The following is an 18,059-nucleotide window of genomic DNA, read 5'->3' on the forward strand; positions in this document are numbered from 1 at the left end:
TGTTGCGGGCGGTGCGGTTCAGAGCGGCAACGGCGCCAGGTCCACCCAGCGCCGCTGCTGGCAGCTTTGCAGTGCCGCCTCGACCAACTGCACGCCCTTGGCGCCTTCGGGCAGGGTCCACGGGTAGGGCGCGTCTTCGGCCACATGGCGGATGAAGTGCTCCCACTGGACCTTGAAGCCGTTGTCGTATGGTTGCGTGTCCGGTATTTCCTGCCATTGCGCGAAGAAGTTCATCGTCTGCTTCTGATCCGGGTTCCACACCGGGCGCGGCGTGGCCACGCGCGGCTGGGCCAGGCACGATGACAGGCCGGCCACCGCCGAGCCGTCGGTGCCGTCCACATGGAAGGTTGCCAGGTCATCGCGGCGCACCCGCGTGGCCCAACTCATGTTGATCTGGGCGATCACCGGCTCGCCATGGTGGCCGGCGAGTTGGCAGGTGGCGTAGGCGGCGTCGTCCGCCGTTGCCGGGTAGGGTCGGCCGGCTTCGTCCCAGCGCCGGGGAATATGCGTGGCACTGATGCACGACACCGATTGCACTGCGCCAAACAGGTTGTCGAGCACATAGCGCCAGTGGCACATCATGTCCAGGATCATCCCGCCGCCGTCTTCGCTGCGGTAGTTCCAGCTCGGGCGCTGTATCGGCTGCAGGTCGCCCTCGAACACCCAGTAGCCAAACTCCAGGCGCAGGCTCAGCACGCGGCCGAAGAAGCCCGCGCGGCGCAGCATGTCGAGCTTGCGCAGGCCGGGCAGGAACAGCTTGTCCTGCACCGCCCCGTGCTTCAGGCCGGAGTCTTCGGCGAGGCGGGCGATCTCGACGGCCTGATTCAGGTTGGTGGCGATCGGCTTCTCGCAGTAGACATGTTTGCCGGCGCGGATGGCCTTGGCCAGCAGCGTGGGGCGCATCTGCGTGGTGCCGGCGTCGAAGAAGATGGCGTCGTGCTCGTTCTCCAGCGCCTGGTCCAGGTCGGTGCCCCAGCGCGCGATGTGGTGGGCCTTGGCGAGCGCTTCCAGCTTCTCGGCGTTGCGGCCGATGAGGATCGGGTCGGGCATCACCTTGTCGCCATTCGACAGCGTGACGCCGCCTTGCGCGCGGATCGCGCAGATCGAGCGGATCAGGTGCTGGTTCATGCCCATGCGGCCGGTGACGCCGTGCATGATGAGTCCGAGTCGTTGGGTGGCCATCGTTTTCTTCCTTGGGGTGCGAAAGGGGTGCGAAAGGGGTGCGAAAAGGGTGCTTCAGTAGACGGAACGCATGGCGTCCCACGAGATGCCGGCGCCGGGAATGCCCGTGGCAAAGCCGGGCGCGGCGGCGAGCGGCGCCAGGGGGAGCTGTCCGCCGCGGATGGCGAGGCGCACGGCGCCGTCGCCGGGTTCGTAGAGGCCGGGGTGCAGCTTCAGCAGCGCTTGCTGCTCGGCCTCGGGCACGGCCGCGAGGCCGTTGACGTAGTGGTGTCCATTGCGCTCGACATGCGACAGGCCGAGCCAGCCGACGAGCGCGAGGTCTTGCTGCACGCCGATGCCGGCCTGCATGGTGAGGTCTTCGCCGGACAGGAAATAGCGCGGCTTGTCTTCTGCCGCATTCCAGTGCGCGCAGCGCGCCGCGTTGACGACCGACTTGTAGAAGCCCTTGCAGCTCTTGCTCGACACGCCGGTGTAGCCGAGCGCGCGGGCCTGCACGAAGGCGTCGAGCGTGGCGTCGGATTCGTCGATCAGCAGCGGGATGCGCTTGCCCGGCGCCGACACGCTGCGCTGCAGCGCGGCGTCGCGGCGGATCGGTTGTTCGACGAAAACGGTCTTCTGCGCGAGCTTCCACAGCACGGGCGTGGACAACATGCGGTCGAGAAAGACGGCGAAGTCATCGGCGTCGGCGTACTGCTCGTTGCCGTCGAGCGTCACGAGCTGCGCATGGCCATCGATCACGCGGGCGATGCGTTCGAGACGCGAGATGTCTTGCGCGGTGTTGCCGCAGAGCTTGGGCTTGAAATGCGTGAGACCGTAGCGTTTCACCGCCTCGGCGAGCGTGGTGGGCAGGCCGTCTGCCGGTGCGTCGGGCAGCGCGTCGCTGTCGTCGATGGCATCGGCCAGGCCGACGGTGTGGCGCGCGGCGATGCTCGCGCGCGGCGACTGGCTGGCCAGGAAGGCGGGCATGTCGAAGCCTGCGAGATCGTCGGCCAGTCCGCTGCCTGCGATGTCGATGCCGCAGAGGTTGGCGCGCATCGCTGTCGCGAAGCTCGTGCCGCTGCGCAGGCACAGCGCGTCCATCACGGCACGGTCGATCAGCGCGGGGCCGTAGCTGGCCACCAGCGCCTGCAAGCCCTTGGCCTTCGCACGGGCTTGCAGCGCGGCGTAGTTCGAGGCGAAGTGCGTCCACGCGGTCTGCGCGCCGTCTTCGGCGACATACGCAGCGCGCGCGGCGCGCAGTGCGCAGCGCAACTGCTCGAAGTTCTGTTCGTTGCTGAGGGCCGGGTTCTTGTCGAACCATTTGGGCACCATCATCTCGGCCGCGCAGCCCTCGGCCGTGCCGCCGTTTTCGAAGCGGATGCGCGCGCGCACGTACACCTGCGGGCAGGCGGTGACGGTGGCGGCGCCGAAGCGGAACGGCAGCCGCAGCGCCACGTCGCGCTCGGAAAAGCGGATCTCTTCGATGTGAAAGCGGGGCGCGTCCATGGCAGGCGTTCAGTGGTCCAGGATGCCCTGCGAGAAGAAATGCGCGCGCACCAGCTTCGTGTGCGCGCCGAATTCGGGCGCGGCCATCATGTCCAATGGGCGCGGGCGCGGCAGGTCGATGCCGTACACGGCGGCGATCGAGCCCGGGCGCTCGCTCATCACGATCACGCGGTCCGACAGAAAGACCGCCTCGGGGATGCTGTGGGTGATCAGCATCACGGTCTTCTTCGAGGCCATCCAGATGCGCTGCAGCTCCAGGTTCATCTTCTCGCGCGTCATCGCATCGAGCGCGCCGAAGGGCTCGTCCATCAGCAGCACCGAGGGGTCGTGCAGCAGCGCGCGGCAGATCGAGGCGCGTTGCTGCATGCCGCCCGAGAGCTGCCAGGGGTATTTGCCCTCGAAGCCCTGGAGGCCGGCCATCTCCATCAGTTCGCGCGCCCGGGCCTGCGACGCGGCCTTGGGCAGGTGGCGCATCTCGGCCTGCAGCAGGATGTTGTCTTCCACGCTGCGCCAGGGCAGCAGCACCGCGCTCTGGAACACGATGCCCACGTCCTTCTGCGGCCCCTCGATCGGCTTGCCGGCCAGCGTGAGCTCGCCGCTGCTGATCGGCAGCAGGCCCGCGACCATCTTGAGCAGCGTGCTCTTGCCGCAGCCCGAGGGGCCGACGACGGAGACGAACTCGCCTTCCTGGATGGCGAAGTCCAGCGGCTTGAGCGATTCGACCGGGCCGTCCTTGCTCTGGTAGGTTTTAGCGACGCCGCGCGCTTCGATCAGGCGGACTTGGGACATGGGCTGCGTGAGAGGTGGCGAGAAGCGAGCGCAAGAGCGAGCGCGAGAGCGAAAGAAATCAGTTCGGCAGGAAGTCGAGCGTCACGTAGTCTTCCGGCTTGCCGCGCGTGGACGCATCCATGCCGCCGTACTGCACCAGCAGGTCGAGCGAGTCGTTCACGTTCTTCATCGCCACGCGGAACGGCCGTTGGTTGGCTGTTTCCTGCGTGTGATAGAGCGCCACGCTCTGCTTCATGCCCACGATCAACGTGTCGCGCACGCCGGCCTTCGGGTGGGCCTTGAGCATCGCGTCCACGGCAGCCTCGGGGCTCTTCTCGGCGGCTTCGGCGGCCTTGGTGGAGGCGCGCATGAAGCGCTTGACCAGGTCGGGGTTCTCGGTCAGCAGGTTCTTGTGGGTGATGATCCCGGAGCTGATCTGGTTCACGCCCGAGTCGGCAAAGCGAATCGGCGTCACGGGCTTGCCGGTGGCGTCCTGCAGCTTGATGGCCTGGTCCATCACGTAGCCGAGCAAGAGGTCGGCCTGGCCGTTGGCCACCGCATTGAGCTTGGTCTGGCCGTCGCCCGAGACGACCTTCACCTGGTCGGGCCTGATGTCGTTCACCTTGAGGAAGAGCGGCCACATCTGCGACATCGAATCGCCGGGCGTCACGGCCACGGTCTTGCCGATGATGTCTTTGGGCGTCGCGATGTTCTTCTCGCTCAAGCCCATGACCGACATCGGGCTCACCTGGAACAGCACGCCGGTCGACTTGAGCGGCGCGCCCTTGGCGGCGGCCTTGATCATCGTGGTGACGTCGATGTAGCCGAAGGTCGCCGACTTGGCGGCCACCGCCTGCGCGGTGACGGCAGAGCCGCGGCCTTCCTGGATGCCGAGGTCGATGCCCTCTTCGGCATAGAAGCCCTTTTCCTTGCCGAGGAAGAAGGTCGCGTGCTCGCTGTAGAGGTACCAGTTGAGCATCAGCGTGACCTTGTCCTTGGGCTTTTCAGCCTGGGCCTGGGCGGGGGCGATGGCGAAGGTCGCAAGGGCCGTGGCGGCGACGGCGAGCATCGAGGCAAGCAGTTTCTTCATGGCGGTTGTCTCCGGGAGTTTTCTGGGTATGACGAAGGAATTCAGCGCTGCGATGCGTGCCACGGAATCATCGAGCGCTCGATCAGGTCGACCGCGACGAAAAGGATCACGCCGATGCTCGACAGCACGACCAGCGCAGCGAACATCAACGGCAGGTCGAAGTTGCCGTTGGCCACCTGCAGCACATAGCCGATTCCGGAGTTGGCGCCGACGAATTCGCCGACCACCGCGCCAACGACGGCCAGCGTGACCGATACCTTCAACCCGCTGAAGATCGCGGGCAGGGCCTGCGGCAGGCTGATCTTGAAGAAGGTCTGCAGGCGGCTCGCGCCCATCGAACGGGCCAGGTCGAGCATGTCGGGCTCGACCGACTTGAAGCCCATCACCGTGGACACCACCACCGGGAAGAAGCCCAGCAGGAAGGCGCTGATCACCTTGGGCAGGATGCCGAAGCCGAACCACACCACGAAGAGCGGCGCGATCGCCACCTTCGGGATGCTCTGCGAGAACACCAGCAGCGGGTACACATACGACTCGACCAGCCGCGAGTAGGCGATGAGCATCGCGATCGGAATGCCGATGACGATCGTGAGGCCAAAGCCGCCGAGCGTGGCGAGCGTGGTCTTCCAGCTCTCGCTGAGCAGGCGCGGCCATTCGGCGACGAACTGCTTGACCACTTCCCACGGCGGCGGGATCAGGTAGGCCGGGATCTCGAAGAGCCGGATCACGAGGTCCCACAGCGCCAGCAGCAACAGGATCAGCAGGAACGGGCGCAGGGCCGGGCAGAGCAGGAGCTTGCGGAGCATGGAGGCGACGCCGATCTTTCTCGCCGGGCTTTGTCGATTACTGCGGGACCTGCAGACCTGCGGCCTGCACGAGCTGGGCGTTGCTCGCGATCTCTTGCTTGATGTAGGCGTCGAACTGCTCGGGCCTGAGCGTCCAGGCGTCGGCGCCGAGCTTGAGGAAACGCTCCTTCACCTCGGGCGTGGCCAGGGCCTTGACCACCTCGTCGTGCAGGCGCTCGACGATCGCGCGCGGTGTCTTGGCGGGCGCCATCATGCCGATCCAGAAGTTGAACTCCGAGCCGGGCACGCCGGCCTCGGCGGTGGTGGGCACCTCGGGCAAGGCGGCGGCCCGCTTGGGCGAACCCACGGCCAGCGCCAGCAGTTGCCCATCCCTGATCTGGCCGATGACCGGGGCGATGGGCGAGAAGTAATAGTCCACCCGCCCCGACAGCACTTCGGTCACGGCTTCGGCCGAGCCTTTGAACGGGATGTTGGTGGCCTCGATCCTGGCGGCGAGCCTGAACTTTTCGGCGTTCAGATGCGTGGCGCTGCCCTGGCCGGCCGAGGCAAAATTGATGCTGCCAGGCCGGGCCCGGGCGGCGGCCAGCAGCGCCTGCAACGTCCGGATGTTCTTGGCGGGCGCTATCACCAGCGCGTTGGGCAGCGACGAGATCGGTGTCACGCCGGCAAAGTCGGCCTGGGTGTCGAACGGCAGTTTGGCGAAGGTGCTGGGACTGACCGTGTGCGACGATGAATGGACCATCAGCGTATAGCCATCAGCGGGCGCCGTGGCCACGGCCTGCTGCCCGATGGTGCCGCTGGCGCCACTGCGGTTGTCCACCACCAGGCTCTGCCCCATGCTCTGGCCCATTTTGTCGGCAATGGCCCGCGCAATGATGTCGGTGGTGCTGCCTGCGGCAAACGGAACGATCACCCGGATCGGCTTGTTCGGGTAGCTCTGCTGCGCCAGGGCGCTCAGGAACAAGGTGGAGACGACGGCCGCCGCCAAGGCGAGCGCCGGTGCATGGCGGGCGATGGGAACGCTGGGCATGGGCATGGATTGGTCTCCGATCTCCGGTGTGGCAGGCTGTCGGCTGCAGATCAATTCACCTCTTGGTGAATAGATCGGCATTTTTCTGAATCCCCGCCTGCGCGTCAACGCATTCGCGTGCCGAGTCGTCAGGGGTTTACCCGCAAGCGCAGCGCAAGGCCGCCTATGGCGTGGCGCGTGGCCTGGGCCGCGCACCAGGGGCAGGGTTGGGGGGCTTGGCGCGCCGCCCTTCGTGTCGCGTCACCGATCGGATGTCGCAGGCAGACAGATGATCGGTGACGCGACATTAGCTCCTGAGCACGTAGCCCATGATCACATCGCACATATGCGACAGCCGCTCGTTGCGCGCCTTGGGGGCCATCAGGTCGCGCCCGAAGATGGCCGACAGCGTGTGGTTGTTCGACAGGTAGAAGTACGCCAACCCGGCAATCGATATGTACAGTTGCAGCGGATCGACGCCGCCGCGGAAGCTGCCTGCGCGGCGGCCCCGTTCGAGCACCTCGCCGAGGGTTGCGATCAGCGGGGAATTGAGCTCCCGGGCGCGCTGCGATTGCGGCAAATGGCGCGCTTTGTGCAAGTTGGCGCTGTTCAGCAGCGTGAGGAACTGAGGGTTGTCCAGGTAGTAGGTCCAGGTGAACTCCACCAGCCGGCGAATGGCCGTGGCCGGCTCCAACGCCAGCAGATCGAGCTGGCGCTCTTGCTCGCGGATCTGCATATAGGCCTGCTCCAGCACCGCCTGGAACAGCCTTTCCTTGTCCTCGAAGTAGTAGTAGATCAGCCGCTTGTTCAGGCCCGCACGCTCGGCGATGCGCTCCATGCGGGCGCCGCCCAGGCCGTGCTCGGCAAATTCGTCGCGCGCTGCGCTGAAGATCGCGCCCTGCGAGCGGTCTGCGTCCCGCAGGCGCTCCTTGGCGGGGGTGTCGGTGTCTTTGGTCATGCCCGAATGGTTCACTATCTGGTTAACAAGGAGCCGGCGCTGCGTGTATCCTGGACTTGACGGCCACCAGGAAAACTGCGACACCAGCAGCTTCCAGACCCTGGCATCCGGTGCAATGCGTTGTTTCCGGCCTGCTTTTTCCGGCTTCTCGCCGGCTTCTTCCCGGTTTTTTCCAAGGACTTTTCACCCATGACGGCAACTGTTTTTCACCGCCTGTCCCGCACCACGGGCCTGGGCATTGCGGCGCTGGTCGTGCTGGCCGCCTGCGGTGGCAATGATGGCCCGGCCGCCCCGGTGGCTGCGCCCGAGCCTGGCCAGTACATGCCGCCGGAGCCGCCGACGGGTTACACGCCCAAGACGATAGCCTATGCCGGCAAGGACATGGTGGCGGCCGCCAATCCGCTGGCCGTCAAGGCCGGGGTTGACATCCTGGCCAAGGGCGGCAGCGCCGTCGATGCCGCGATTGCGCTGCAAATGGTGCTGAACCTGGTGGAGCCGCAATCGTCGGGCATCGGTGGCGGCGCTTTCATGCTGTACTTCGACAAGGGGGCCGACAAGTTGCTGGCCTATGACGGCCGCGAAACCGCGCCCCGAAACGCCACCCCCGATCTGTTCATCGGTGCCGACGGCAAGCCGCTGGGCTTTCTGGCGGCCGTCGACGGGGGCCTGTCGGTGGGCACCCCGGGCGTGCTGCGCATGCTCGAAGCCGCGCACCGGGCGCATGGCAAGCTGCCCTGGAAGGATTTGTTCGACCCCGCCATCGCGCTCAGCGAAAACGGCTTTGCCATCTCGCAGCGCATGAGCGCGTCGATCGCCGGCGTGGCCGCGCGCATCGAGGCCCAGGGCGAGCCAGGCGCGAGCTATTTCCTGAATGCCGACGGCACGGCCAAGGCGGCGGGGACGATGCTGAGAAACCCCGAACTCGCGGCCACGCTGCGCGCCATCGCCACCGACGGGGCCAATGCGTTCTATCGGGGCGAGATCGCCCGGGACATCGTGGCCAAGGTCAGCGGCCACCCGACCAACCCCGGTCGGCTCGCGCTCGACGACCTGGCCGGCTACACCCACAAGCTGCGCGAGCCGGTGTGCGCCGTGTATCGCGTGCAGTACCGTGTCTGCGGCATGCCGCCGCCCAGTTCGGGCGGCATCGCCGTGTTGCAGACCCTGGGCATACTGCAGAGCTTTGACTTGGCGTCGTTGCAACCGAACACGCTCGACGCGGTGCATCTGGTGTCCGAGGCTTACCGCCTGGCCTATGCCGACCGCGCCCTGTATGTGGCCGATCCGGACTTCGTGCGCGTGCCGCAGGCCGGCCTGATCGACGCCGATTACCTCAAGAAGCGCGCCAAGCTGATCAGCATGCAAAAAACCATCGGCACACCGGAGGCCGGCACACCGCCCGGTGTCTACCACACCATGGGGCGGGACAACTCGCCGGCCCTGCCATCGACCACGCATATGTCGATCATCGACCGCGCCGGCAATGCGGTGTCGATGACGACCACCATAGAAAACGGCTTTGGCAGCCTGCAGATGGTGCGCGGCTTTTTGCTGAACAACCAGCTCACCGACTTTTCGTTCAGCGCCACGGACGCGGCGGGCGATCCCATTGCCAACAGCGTGCAGGCCGGCAAGCGCCCGCGCAGTTCGATGGCGCCGACCATCATTTTCAACGCGGCCACGGGCGAGTTCGAAGGCGCGATCGGTTCGCCCGGCGGTAGCGCCATCATCCAGTACACCGCCAAGAGCATCCTGGGCATGACGGACTGGGGCCTGAACGTGCAGCAGGCGATCAACCTGCCGAACTTCGGCGCGCAGACCAACGCCACCACCTCGATCGAAAAGGGCTCGCTGATCGATACCGCCGCCATCCGCGATGGCCTGAAGGCGCGCGGCCACACCGTGGTGCAGACCGATTCCTTCACCAGCGGCCTGCATGGCGTCGTGTTCAACGGCCTGCGCGCCGATGGCAAGGCCGGGTTGCTGGCGCGCAACCCCGGCGCCGGCACCTATGCCGGTGGCGCCGATCCGCGCCGCGAAGGCACGGCGCAGGGCAACGACTGAAAGCCCCGATCAGACGATCAGACGATCAGACGATCAGACGATCAGACGATCAGACGGCCACGGCCCGCAGTGCCGCATTGAAGGCCGGGCTGGGGCGCATCACGGCGTCGAGCTTGGCCGGGTCGGGCAGGTAGTAGCCGCCGATGTCCGCCGGCCGGCCCTGCACGGCCGCCAGTTCGGCCACGATGGTCTGCTCGTCGTCGGCCAGTTGCCTGGCCAGCGGTGCAAACCACCGGGCCAGTTCGGCATCGTCAGCCTGCGCGGCCAGTTCCTGCGCCCAGTACAGGGCCAGGTAGAACTGGCTGCCACGGTTGTCGAGCTGGCCGGTTTTGGCCGACGGGTTGCGGTTGTTGTCCAGCAGTTTGCCGGTGGCGGCATCCAGCGTTTTGGCCAGCACCTTGGCTTTGGCGTTGCCGGTCTTTCGCCCCAGGTCTTCCAGCGACACGGCCAGCGCCAGGAACTCGCCCAGCGAGTCCCAGCGCAGGTGGTTTTCCTCGGCCAACTGCTGCACATGCTTGGGGGCCGAGCCGCCGGCACCGGTTTCGTACATGCCGCCGCCGGCCATCAGCGGCACGATGGACAGCATCTTGGCGCTGGTGCCCAGTTCCATGATCGGGAACAGGTCGGTCAGATAGTCGCGCAGGATGTTGCCGGTGGCGCTGATGGTGTCCAGGCCGCGGATCACGCGCTCGAGCGTGTAGCGCATGGCCCGCACCTGGCTCATGATCTGTATGTCCAGGCCGGCGGTGTCATGCTCGTGCAGGTACATCTTGACCTTGGTGATCAGCTGCGCCTCGTGGGGCCGGTAGGCATCGAGCCAGAACACCACCGGCATGCCCGAGTTGCGCGCGCGGGTCACGGCCAGTTTGACCCAGTCGCGAATGGCGGCGTCCTTGACCTGGCACATGCGCCAGATGTCACCGGCTTGCACGTTCTGGCTCAGCAGCACTTCGCCGGTGGCCAGGTCGGTGATGTTGGCCACGCCGTCTTGCGGGAGCTCGAAAGTCTTGTCGTGCGAGCCGTATTCCTCCGCCTGCTGCGCCATCAGCCCCACATTCGGCACCGTGCCCATGGTGGCGGGATCGAAGGCGCCGTGCCACTTGCAGAAGTTGATGATCTCCTGGTAGATGCGGGCGAAGGTCGACTCGGGCATCACCGCCTTCACGTCCTTCAGGCGCCCGTCGGCGCCGCGCATCTTGCCGCCGTTGCGGATCATCGCCGGCATCGACGCGTCGACGATGATGTCGTTGGGCGAGTGGAAGTTGGTGATGCCCTTGGCCGAATCGACCATTGCCAGCTCCGGACGATGCTCATGGCAGGCGTGCAGGTCCTTGAGCACTTCTTCGCGCTTGGACTGGGGCAATGTGGCGATCTTCTCGTACAGGCTGGCCATGCCGTTGTTCACGTTCACGCCCAGCGCTTCAAACAGCTTGCCATGCTTGGCGAATGCGTCCTTGTAGAAAATCTTCACGCAGTGGCCGAACACGATCGGGTGCGAGACCTTCATCATCGTGGCCTTGACATGCAGCGAGAACATCACGCCCGTCTTGCGCGCGTCTTCGATTTCCTTTTCATAGAAATCGAGCAAAGCCTTCTTGCTCATGAACATGCTGTCGATGATCTCGCGATCGAGCAGCGCCACCTTGGGCTTGAGCACGATGGTCTGGCCGCCGTGGGTGATCAGTTCCAGCTTCACATCACGCGCCTTGTCCAGCGTGAGCGATTTCTCGCCGTGGTAGAAGTCGCCATGGTGCATGTGCGACACATGCGAACGCGAAGCCTGGCTCCACTCGGCCATGGCATGCGGGTTCTTGCGCGCGTATTCCTTGACCGCCTTGGGCGCGCGGCGGTCGGAGTTGCCCTCGCGCAGCACGGGGTTCACGGCGCTGCCAATGCACTTGGCATAGCGCGCGCGCAGCGCCTTTTCTTCGCCGGTCTGAGGGTCATTGGGGTAGTCGGGCAACGCATGGCCCTTGTCTTGCAGTTCCTTGATGCAGGCGATCAACTGGCCCACCGAGGCGCTGATGTTGGGCAGCTTGATGATGTTGGCATCCGCTTGCAGGGTCTTCTGGCCCAGTTCGGCCAGGGCATTGGGGCGCCGTTGCGCCTCGGTCAGGAACTCGGGAAACTCCGCCAGCACCCGGGCCGCCAGCGAGATATCGCTCTCGATCACGCGGATGCCGGCCGGCGCAGTGAAACTGCGGATGATGGGCAGGAACGATGCCGTGGCCAGGCGCGGCGCCTCGTCGGTCAGGGTGTAGATGATGGTCGGTGGCTGGGTCGTCATGGCTTGTCTCTCGAAACAGGGTATTTGTCAACGCCGCCGCTGCGGCACAGCGGGGCCCAATGCAGACGCTCCCGGATTGTCCTTGCTTGGCGCGCCCGATGCGGCCCGTTTTTGCAAACGAATCCCGTGATGCAAAATTCGACCGTCAACGAGGCCCTTTTTTTCTTTGACCAGGCGCGCGCCGTGGCGACGCAAGCCCCCCCGCTGCCGGGCTTGCCAAGACCCGGTGCGCGCTGCCGGCGACCAGCCCATCGACCGCAAGCGCAACGCCATCGCCTACAGTGGCGCACATGAACGACGCCCCGACACCCATCCCGACACCCATCCCGACGCCTATTCCGACGCCCATTCCGACACCCGCCGAGCGCGCCGCGCGCCAGGCCGAGGTGGTGCAGGCCCTGGGCCGCGTGCTGCCCGCCCATGCTCTGCTCTGGCACAGCGAAGACACCGCACCCTACGAATGTGACGGCCTCACGGCATACCGCCAGCGCCCGCTGCTGGTATGCCTGCCCGAGACCAGCGAGCAAGTGCAGGCCGTGCTCGCGCTGTGCCACCAACTGCAACTGCCCGTGGTGGCGCGTGGCGCGGGCACGGGCCTGTCGGGGGGCGCAATGCCCCACGCCATGGGGGTGACCTTGTCCCTGGCCAAGTTCAATCGCATCCTCGATCTGAACCCCGACAGCCAAACGGCGCTGGTGCAATGCGGCGTGCGCAACCTGGCCATCAGCGAGGCAGCGGCGCCCTACGGCCTGTACTATGCGCCCGACCCCAGCAGCCAGATCGCCTGCACCATTGGCGGCAACGTGGCCGAGAACTCGGGCGGCGTGCATTGCCTGAAATACGGCCTGACGCTGCACAACGTGCTCAAACTGCGCGGCTTCACGGCGCAAGGCGAGCCGGTGGAGTTCGGCAGCGCAGCCCTGGACACCCCGGGCTACGACCTGCTGGCCGCCGTGATCGGCAGCGAAGGCATGCTGGCCGTGATCACCGAGGTCACCGTGAAACTCATCCCCAAGCCCCCATTGGCGCGCTGCATCATGGCCAGCTTCGACGAGCTGCGCAAAGCGGGCGAGGCCGTGGCCGCCGTGATCGCCGCCGGCATCATCCCTGCGGGCCTGGAGATGATGGACAAGCCGATGACGGCGGCAGTCGAGGACTTCGTGCACGCCGGCTACGACCTGAATGCCCAGGCCATCTTGCTGTGCGAGAGCGACGGCACGCCCGAAGAGGTGCAGGAAGAAATCGACCGCATGAGCCAGGTGCTGCGGGCTGCGGGCGCCACCGCCTTGTCGGTCAGCCGCGACGAAGCCGAGCGCCTGCGCTTTTGGAGCGGGCGCAAAAACGCCTTTCCCGCCAGCGGCCGCATCAGCCCCGACTACATGTGCATGGACTCGACCATCCCGCGCCGGCGCCTGGCCGACATCCTGTTGGCGATACAACAAATGGAGCAGAAATACCGGCTGCGCTGCGTCAACGTGTTCCACGCGGGCGACGGCAATCTGCACCCGCTGATCCTGTTCGATGCCAACGATGCCGACCAATTGCGCCGCTGCGAACTATTCGGTGCCGACATCCTGGAGACCAGCGTCGCCATGGGCGGCACGGTAACCGGCGAGCATGGCGTGGGCGTGGAAAAGCTCAACAGCATGTGCGTGCAGTTCAGCGGGCAAGAGCGCGCGCAGATGCTCGGCCTCAAGCACGCATTCGACCCGGCAGGACTGCTCAACCCCGGCAAGGTGATCCCCACGCTGAACCGCTGCGCCGAATACGGAAAAATGCTGGTGCGCGGCGGGCAGATCGGGCACCCCGGGTTGCCGCGCTTTTGACGATGGCATCATCAAAAACGGGAGGATTCCGGAAGTCCAATGCGCAGCAAGGGACAAGGGCAGATCATCTTGCACAAGAGTTGAACTCGACCAACTGCTTCCAGTTGATGTCTCCATCGTCGTCACAATACTCGTTCACAAATTCCTTTGTGAATCTGTTGATCATTTGAAGATACGATTTCATGAAGTTATCGTTCTTCTCTTTCGCTTTGTATCCGAGTGGTTCAATGATTTCCGTGTAAAGAGTGTCATTTCCGGAAATGAACTCCCAAAATCTTTGCCCGCAATATTTGAAGTATTCTCCCTTGTCAGGCTTCCTGTCTCGTCCGTAGCAACAGCCGTTGACGGCCATGATCTGAAGTTTTGAATTGCTTGTGCGCAGGGTTTTTTTCGCCGTCTTGAAATCAGAAATCATCTTTGCGACTTGTGAACTGTTGCCCCAATTCGGGCCGGATTTTATTGCAACGATATGCCGAACTCCGTCATCGTCAAACTCCAGATCAACTCCCTGTATGCCTGACTTTTTCCCGTCGTAGACTTTTCCATTGATGAATATTGCCAGTCCTTCAAGCCAGTCGCCAAAGACTGTTTCCTCATTCGATGAAATATGCGCGTCAACGATTCCTCTGATTATCTGCTCTGCCGTGAGAACATGTTTTGCTTTGAAGAGATATGGATTTTTCCTTTTCAGGATTTGTGAAAGTCTCAAAGTGTCCAGGCTCTGGATTCTCTTTTGATGAAAAATGCCGATGTTCTGTTCAACGAACTGCGATATGTCCTTGAGATTCAATTTTTGCATGCTTTGCCCTGGATCAGAGAAGATAAAGTTCAATGGGCCTCAATTGTTGTTTCACCATGTCGCAATATTCCGGAACGATGTCGATGCCGATTGAATGCCGTTGCATTTTGTTTGCAACCATCAAGGTGGTTCCGCTGCCCATGAAAGGGTCAAGAACCGTATCCAGTCGTTTTGTGAAGAGTTTTATGAACCATTCTGGTAATTCTTCGGGGAAAGCCGCCGAATGATTTTTGTTGTTGCACTCCGTTGCAAGGTGTAGGACATTGGTTGGATACGCTTTGCCCCGGTCGATCCAGTTGGAGATGTTTTTCCCGAAACCACTGCCGACTTTTGATGTGTCACGAATTTTGTCGGTGTCGGAAAGTTTTTTCAGCCGTGCCTTTGCCCAGTCACCCATTGGTACCATGACTTCCTCCTGATACATATTGAAGTGTCTGTTCTTGTTGAACTGCAACAACCGCTCCCAACTATCACGAAAACGATTGGGCCACTTCCCGGGATAACTGTTTTTCTTGTGCCAGATGAATTCCTCCGTCCAAAGCCAACCTTGTTTGCGCATTGCAATGATCAGTTCCATGACGTAAGTGCTCCGTTCGCCATCGACAACCTTCTCTTTGATGTTGAGAATGAAAGTTCCTGTCGGCTTGAGAACTCTCAAAAGCTGTCCGGAAATCGGAAGAAACCACTCGACATATTTGTCGTGGTGAATGCCACCGTATGTGTCCTTGCGCTGGTCTGCGTATGGAGGGGAGGTAACGATCAAATCAACAGAGTCGACTGCAAGCCTTGCAAGTTGGTCTTTACTGTCCCCAAGATATATGTCGGTATGGATTTCCATTTTATACCATTTCCTTGTGTCACCAATGCAGGATCAAATTTGTTCGTGCCCGTCGCAACATCGTCCGCAGTGGTGCAAAACTGTCGGAATCGATGCGGGAATATTCTGGTCGACAGGCTCCTCAAAAATCGACGATGACAAACCAAACGCATATGGGACAAACCCTTGGCCGCCCACACGGCGCCCGGCGCCAGAGGCTTTCGGCGCACGGGGTCTGCCATGCAGCGCTCCTTGCCAAACCGTTCGGATGCGATGGGCCTGTGCCCGGGGCGGATCAACCGCCGGACACTGCCTGGCTGTCTGTGGTTGCGGGCAACGGCTGGGGCGCGATGCGGCGCAGTTCTTCTTCCGAGATGATCTCGAACACCCGCACCACCTTGCGGACATCGCTCACGCCACGGACGATGTCGGTGGCCCGTTCGGCTTCGCGCTGCGAGACGCGGCCCATCAGGTAAACGATTTTGCGCTCGGTCACCACCTTGAAGGCGTTGGCCGAGAGGTCCCGGGCATCGACCAGGCTGGCGCGCACCTTGCCGGTGATGAAGGTGTCGATGGAGCGCTGGCCCAGCGTGGAGTTGGGCATCACGGCCAGGTCGTTCACCACCGAGCGCACGTTCTCCACCGCCGCCACGATCTGCTCGACGCTCTGGCGCTGCGCCGCGCCGGGCACTTCGCCGGTCAGCAAGACCTGGCGGTTGTAGCTGGTGACGTTGACATGGGCGCGCTCGCCCAAGGCCGCAACGATGCGGTTGACGGCGCGCAGTTCGATGCCTTCGTCTTCGATCTGCGTGCCGGTGGTGCGGCGGTCCAGCGCCAGCACGCCGCCGACCACGGTGCTGCCGACGATCAACGGGGCACAGGCCGACAGGCCGGCGGCCAGCGCAGCGGCGGCCAGCACGGTGCATGCAGTGCGGTGGTTCATGGGGGGGGGCATGGCGCAATCTCCTGTTCACCAAGTAACTGGGCGTCCACGCCGTCGCTCAGGCAGTGCAGCACCAGGGAGTGGACTTCACGCACGCGCATTGCGCGGTCGTGGGGCACGCTGATCAAGACATCGGTTTCGCGCAACAGCGCGGCGAGCTTGCCGCCGGTGCGGCCGGTCAGCAGCAGCACGCTCATGTCGCGCTCATGGGCGGCCTCGGCAGCCGCCAGCAAGTTCGCGTCATTGCCGGTCACCGACAAGACCAGCAGGACATCGCCGGCCTGGCCCAGGGCCCGCACCTGGCGGGCATATTGCCGGGCCATGTCGTTGCCGTCGCAAGTGAGCGCCAGCGCGGCCAGTTCGGGTCGCACGCGCTCGAACCCCGTGACGCAGAAGGTGGCAAATTGCCAGGCTTCGGCGGCTGATGGGCCGTTGCCGCAGGCCAGCACCTTGCCGCCGCCGGTCACACAGGCCAGCAGCGCCTGTATGGCCGCCGCAATGCATTGGCTCAGGCCCTGCGCGGCTTGGTATATCAGGTCGGCGCTGTCGATGAAATGCTGTTGGATGCGTTGCTCTAGCATGGGGGTCCGATGATAGCGTTGCGCGCTGCGGGTGCTGATGGCTTGCCGCCCTCGCCTGCGCGCTCACTGCGCTTCGAAAGCGGCCTTGATCCATTGCACGGGCTCTTGCTCTTGCACCAGCACCACGTCGAAACGGCAAGGCGGCGGCGCCGGCAAGCGCCGCAGGTAATGCTGCGCCGCAAAAATGATGCGCCGCTGTTTGGTCGCGCCGATGCTGCCGCCGGCCCCGCCAAAGGCGCCGTGGCTGCGGTTGCGCACTTCCACGAACACCAGGGTGCGGTCCCGCTCGCGCAGCACCAGGTCGATCTCGCCGCCGCCGCGCCCGGGCGTCCGATAATTGCGCGCCACCAGTTGCAGACCGGCGGCCTGCAGATGGGCCAGGGCCAGGTCCTCGGCGGCATGGCCGCGCTCGCTGGCGGTGGCTGCGCTGGCGGGCGCAGGGGCCGGTCCGGGCGCTGCTGCCGGTGGTCTCTTTCCAAGGAATTCGAGGAATTTCATTGAGCGCTTCTTTCGCTTCCGCCCGGGGTGCCGCACACGATGCGGCGGCTGCGCAGCATTATCCGCAGGGCGCCTTGTACATGGTGGCCACGCCCATCGGCAACTTGGCCGACATCACGCTGCGCGCGCTGCATCTGCTGCAACTGGCCGACACCGTGGCCTGCGAGGACAAGCGCCACACGCAGGCCATGCTGCGCGCCTACGGCATCGACAAGAGCGCGGCCCAACTGCTGGCCCTGCACCAGCACAACGAGGCCGAGGCCGCGCAGCAACTGGTGCTGCGACTGCAACAGGGCCAGCGCGTAGCGTATGTGAGCGATGCGGGCACGCCCGGCGTGAGCGACCCCGGTGCGCGTCTGGTGGCCGCCGTGCAGGCGGCGGGCCTGCGCGCCGTGCCGCTGCCCGGCGCCAGCAGCATCACCGCCGCGCTGAGCGTGGCCGGCGCCGTGGCCCAGGGCAGCGGGCAGGGCGGTTTTGTGTTTGTCGGTTTTTTGCCGGTGAAGAACGCCGAGCGCGCCGGCGTCATCGCGCAGCAACTGGCGCGCGAGCCCCGCTGCGTGCTGCTGCTGGAGGCCCCGCACCGCATTGGCGGGCTGGCACGGGCGCTGGCCGTGCTGGGCGCGCGCCCTGTGACCCTGGCGCGCGAACTGACCAAGCAGTTTGAAGAGGTGGCCACCCTGCCCGCGCAGGCCCTGGCGGCATGGCTGGCCGGATCGCGCGAGCGCGAGCGCGGCGAATTCGTGCTGCTGCTGCACCCCATGCCGGTGGCACGCGACGACGGCGAAAGCCTGCGGGTGTTGCGCCTGCTGTTGCAGGATTTGCCGCTCAAGACCGCTGTGCGGCTGGCGGCCCAAATCACGGGCGCAGCGCGCAATGTGCTGTATGAGATGGCGCTCGCGTGCCAGCGCGACGGGGAACCTGCGTGCTGACGTCGCGCCGCCGCGCG

The 18,059-nt window shown here is 64.6% G+C and carries 17 protein-coding genes; 3 read left to right on the plus strand and 14 right to left on the minus strand.

The window, feature by feature from the left end:
• Positions 1–18: 18 nt before the first annotated feature.
• From VEIS_RS03020 to VEIS_RS03050, 8 genes are all read right to left on the minus strand, one after another.
• Complete coding sequence (locus VEIS_RS03020; protein WP_011808413.1) at positions 19–1,182, minus strand: Gfo/Idh/MocA family protein; 1,164 nt, start codon at positions 1,180–1,182, stop codon at positions 19–21.
• A gap of 54 nt (positions 1,183–1,236) precedes the next feature.
• A complete protein-coding gene (locus VEIS_RS03025) occupies positions 1,237–2,667 on the minus strand; it encodes an enolase C-terminal domain-like protein (protein ID WP_011808414.1) in 1,431 nt (476 codons plus the stop codon).
• Between the two features lie 9 nt (positions 2,668–2,676).
• Positions 2,677–3,456, minus strand: a complete 780-nt coding sequence (locus VEIS_RS03030) for an ABC transporter ATP-binding protein (protein WP_011808415.1) — start codon at positions 3,454–3,456, stop codon at positions 2,677–2,679.
• A 58-nt stretch (positions 3,457–3,514) separates the two neighbouring features.
• Positions 3,515–4,525, minus strand: a complete 1,011-nt coding sequence (locus VEIS_RS03035) for an ABC transporter substrate-binding protein (protein WP_011808416.1) — start codon at positions 4,523–4,525, stop codon at positions 3,515–3,517.
• A gap of 41 nt (positions 4,526–4,566) precedes the next feature.
• Positions 4,567–5,331 carry an ABC transporter permease gene (locus tag VEIS_RS03040; RefSeq protein WP_011808417.1) on the minus strand — a complete coding sequence of 255 codons (765 nt, stop codon included), beginning with the start codon at positions 5,329–5,331 and terminating at the stop codon, positions 4,567–4,569.
• A 37-nt stretch (positions 5,332–5,368) separates the two neighbouring features.
• The gene (locus VEIS_RS03045) at positions 5,369–6,367 is read right to left on the minus strand and encodes a tripartite tricarboxylate transporter substrate binding protein (protein ID WP_232287827.1); all 999 of its coding nucleotides are present in this window, start codon (positions 6,365–6,367) and stop codon (positions 5,369–5,371) included.
• 122 nt (positions 6,368–6,489) lie between these two features.
• Entirely contained in the window at positions 6,490–6,648 is a 159-nt protein-coding gene (locus VEIS_RS28145; RefSeq protein WP_157048379.1) for a hypothetical protein, read from the minus strand.
• A complete protein-coding gene (locus tag VEIS_RS03050; RefSeq protein ID WP_011808419.1) occupies positions 6,648–7,298 on the minus strand; it encodes a TetR/AcrR family transcriptional regulator in 651 nt (216 codons plus the stop codon). The genes VEIS_RS28145 and VEIS_RS03050 overlap by 1 nt, the downstream gene beginning before the upstream one ends.
• 189 nt (positions 7,299–7,487) lie before the next feature.
• On the opposite strand from VEIS_RS03050, the gene ggt reads away from it, so the two are divergent.
• Positions 7,488–9,362, plus strand: a complete 1,875-nt coding sequence (ggt, locus tag VEIS_RS03055; RefSeq protein WP_011808420.1) for a gamma-glutamyltransferase — start codon at positions 7,488–7,490, stop codon at positions 9,360–9,362.
• A gap of 49 nt (positions 9,363–9,411) precedes the next feature.
• Here ggt and VEIS_RS03060 read toward each other — a convergent pair whose 3' ends face one another.
• A complete protein-coding gene (locus VEIS_RS03060) occupies positions 9,412–11,649 on the minus strand; it encodes an NADP-dependent isocitrate dehydrogenase (RefSeq protein ID WP_011808421.1) in 2,238 nt (745 codons plus the stop codon).
• Between the two features lie 290 nt (positions 11,650–11,939).
• On the opposite strand from VEIS_RS03060, the gene VEIS_RS03065 reads away from it, so the two are divergent.
• On the plus strand, positions 11,940–13,475 hold the full coding sequence (locus VEIS_RS03065; RefSeq protein ID WP_011808422.1) for an FAD-linked oxidase C-terminal domain-containing protein: 1,536 nt from the start codon (positions 11,940–11,942) through the stop codon (positions 13,473–13,475).
• A 64-nt stretch (positions 13,476–13,539) separates the two neighbouring features.
• On the opposite strand, the gene VEIS_RS03070 is transcribed toward VEIS_RS03065, so the two are convergent.
• From VEIS_RS03070 to VEIS_RS03090, 5 genes are all read right to left on the minus strand, one after another.
• Positions 13,540–14,274 (minus strand): PmeII family type II restriction endonuclease, encoded by a 735-nt coding sequence (locus tag VEIS_RS03070; RefSeq protein ID WP_041949770.1) that lies wholly within the window; start codon positions 14,272–14,274, stop codon positions 13,540–13,542.
• Between the two features lie 13 nt (positions 14,275–14,287).
• Positions 14,288–15,112: a DNA-methyltransferase gene (locus VEIS_RS03075; RefSeq protein ID WP_011808424.1), complete on the minus strand. Its 825-nt coding sequence runs from the start codon at positions 15,110–15,112 to the stop codon at positions 14,288–14,290.
• 274 nt (positions 15,113–15,386) lie between these two features.
• Positions 15,387–16,034 (minus strand): BON domain-containing protein, encoded by a 648-nt coding sequence (locus VEIS_RS03080; protein ID WP_011808425.1) that lies wholly within the window; start codon positions 16,032–16,034, stop codon positions 15,387–15,389.
• Positions 16,031–16,615, minus strand: a complete 585-nt coding sequence (locus VEIS_RS03085) for an SIS domain-containing protein (protein ID WP_011808426.1) — start codon at positions 16,613–16,615, stop codon at positions 16,031–16,033. The genes VEIS_RS03080 and VEIS_RS03085 overlap by 4 nt, the downstream gene beginning before the upstream one ends.
• A 63-nt stretch (positions 16,616–16,678) precedes the next feature.
• On the minus strand, positions 16,679–17,113 hold the full coding sequence (locus VEIS_RS03090; RefSeq protein WP_011808427.1) for a YraN family protein: 435 nt from the start codon (positions 17,111–17,113) through the stop codon (positions 16,679–16,681).
• On the opposite strand from VEIS_RS03090, the gene rsmI reads away from it, so the two are divergent.
• A complete protein-coding gene (gene rsmI / locus VEIS_RS03095; RefSeq protein ID WP_011808428.1) occupies positions 17,113–18,042 on the plus strand; it encodes a 16S rRNA (cytidine(1402)-2'-O)-methyltransferase in 930 nt (309 codons plus the stop codon). The genes VEIS_RS03090 and rsmI overlap by 1 nt on opposite strands.
• Positions 18,043–18,059 lie beyond the last annotated feature (17 nt).

Source organism: Verminephrobacter eiseniae EF01-2, assembly GCF_000015565.1.
Lineage (GTDB): Bacteria > Pseudomonadota > Gammaproteobacteria > Burkholderiales > Burkholderiaceae_C > Acidovorax > Acidovorax eiseniae.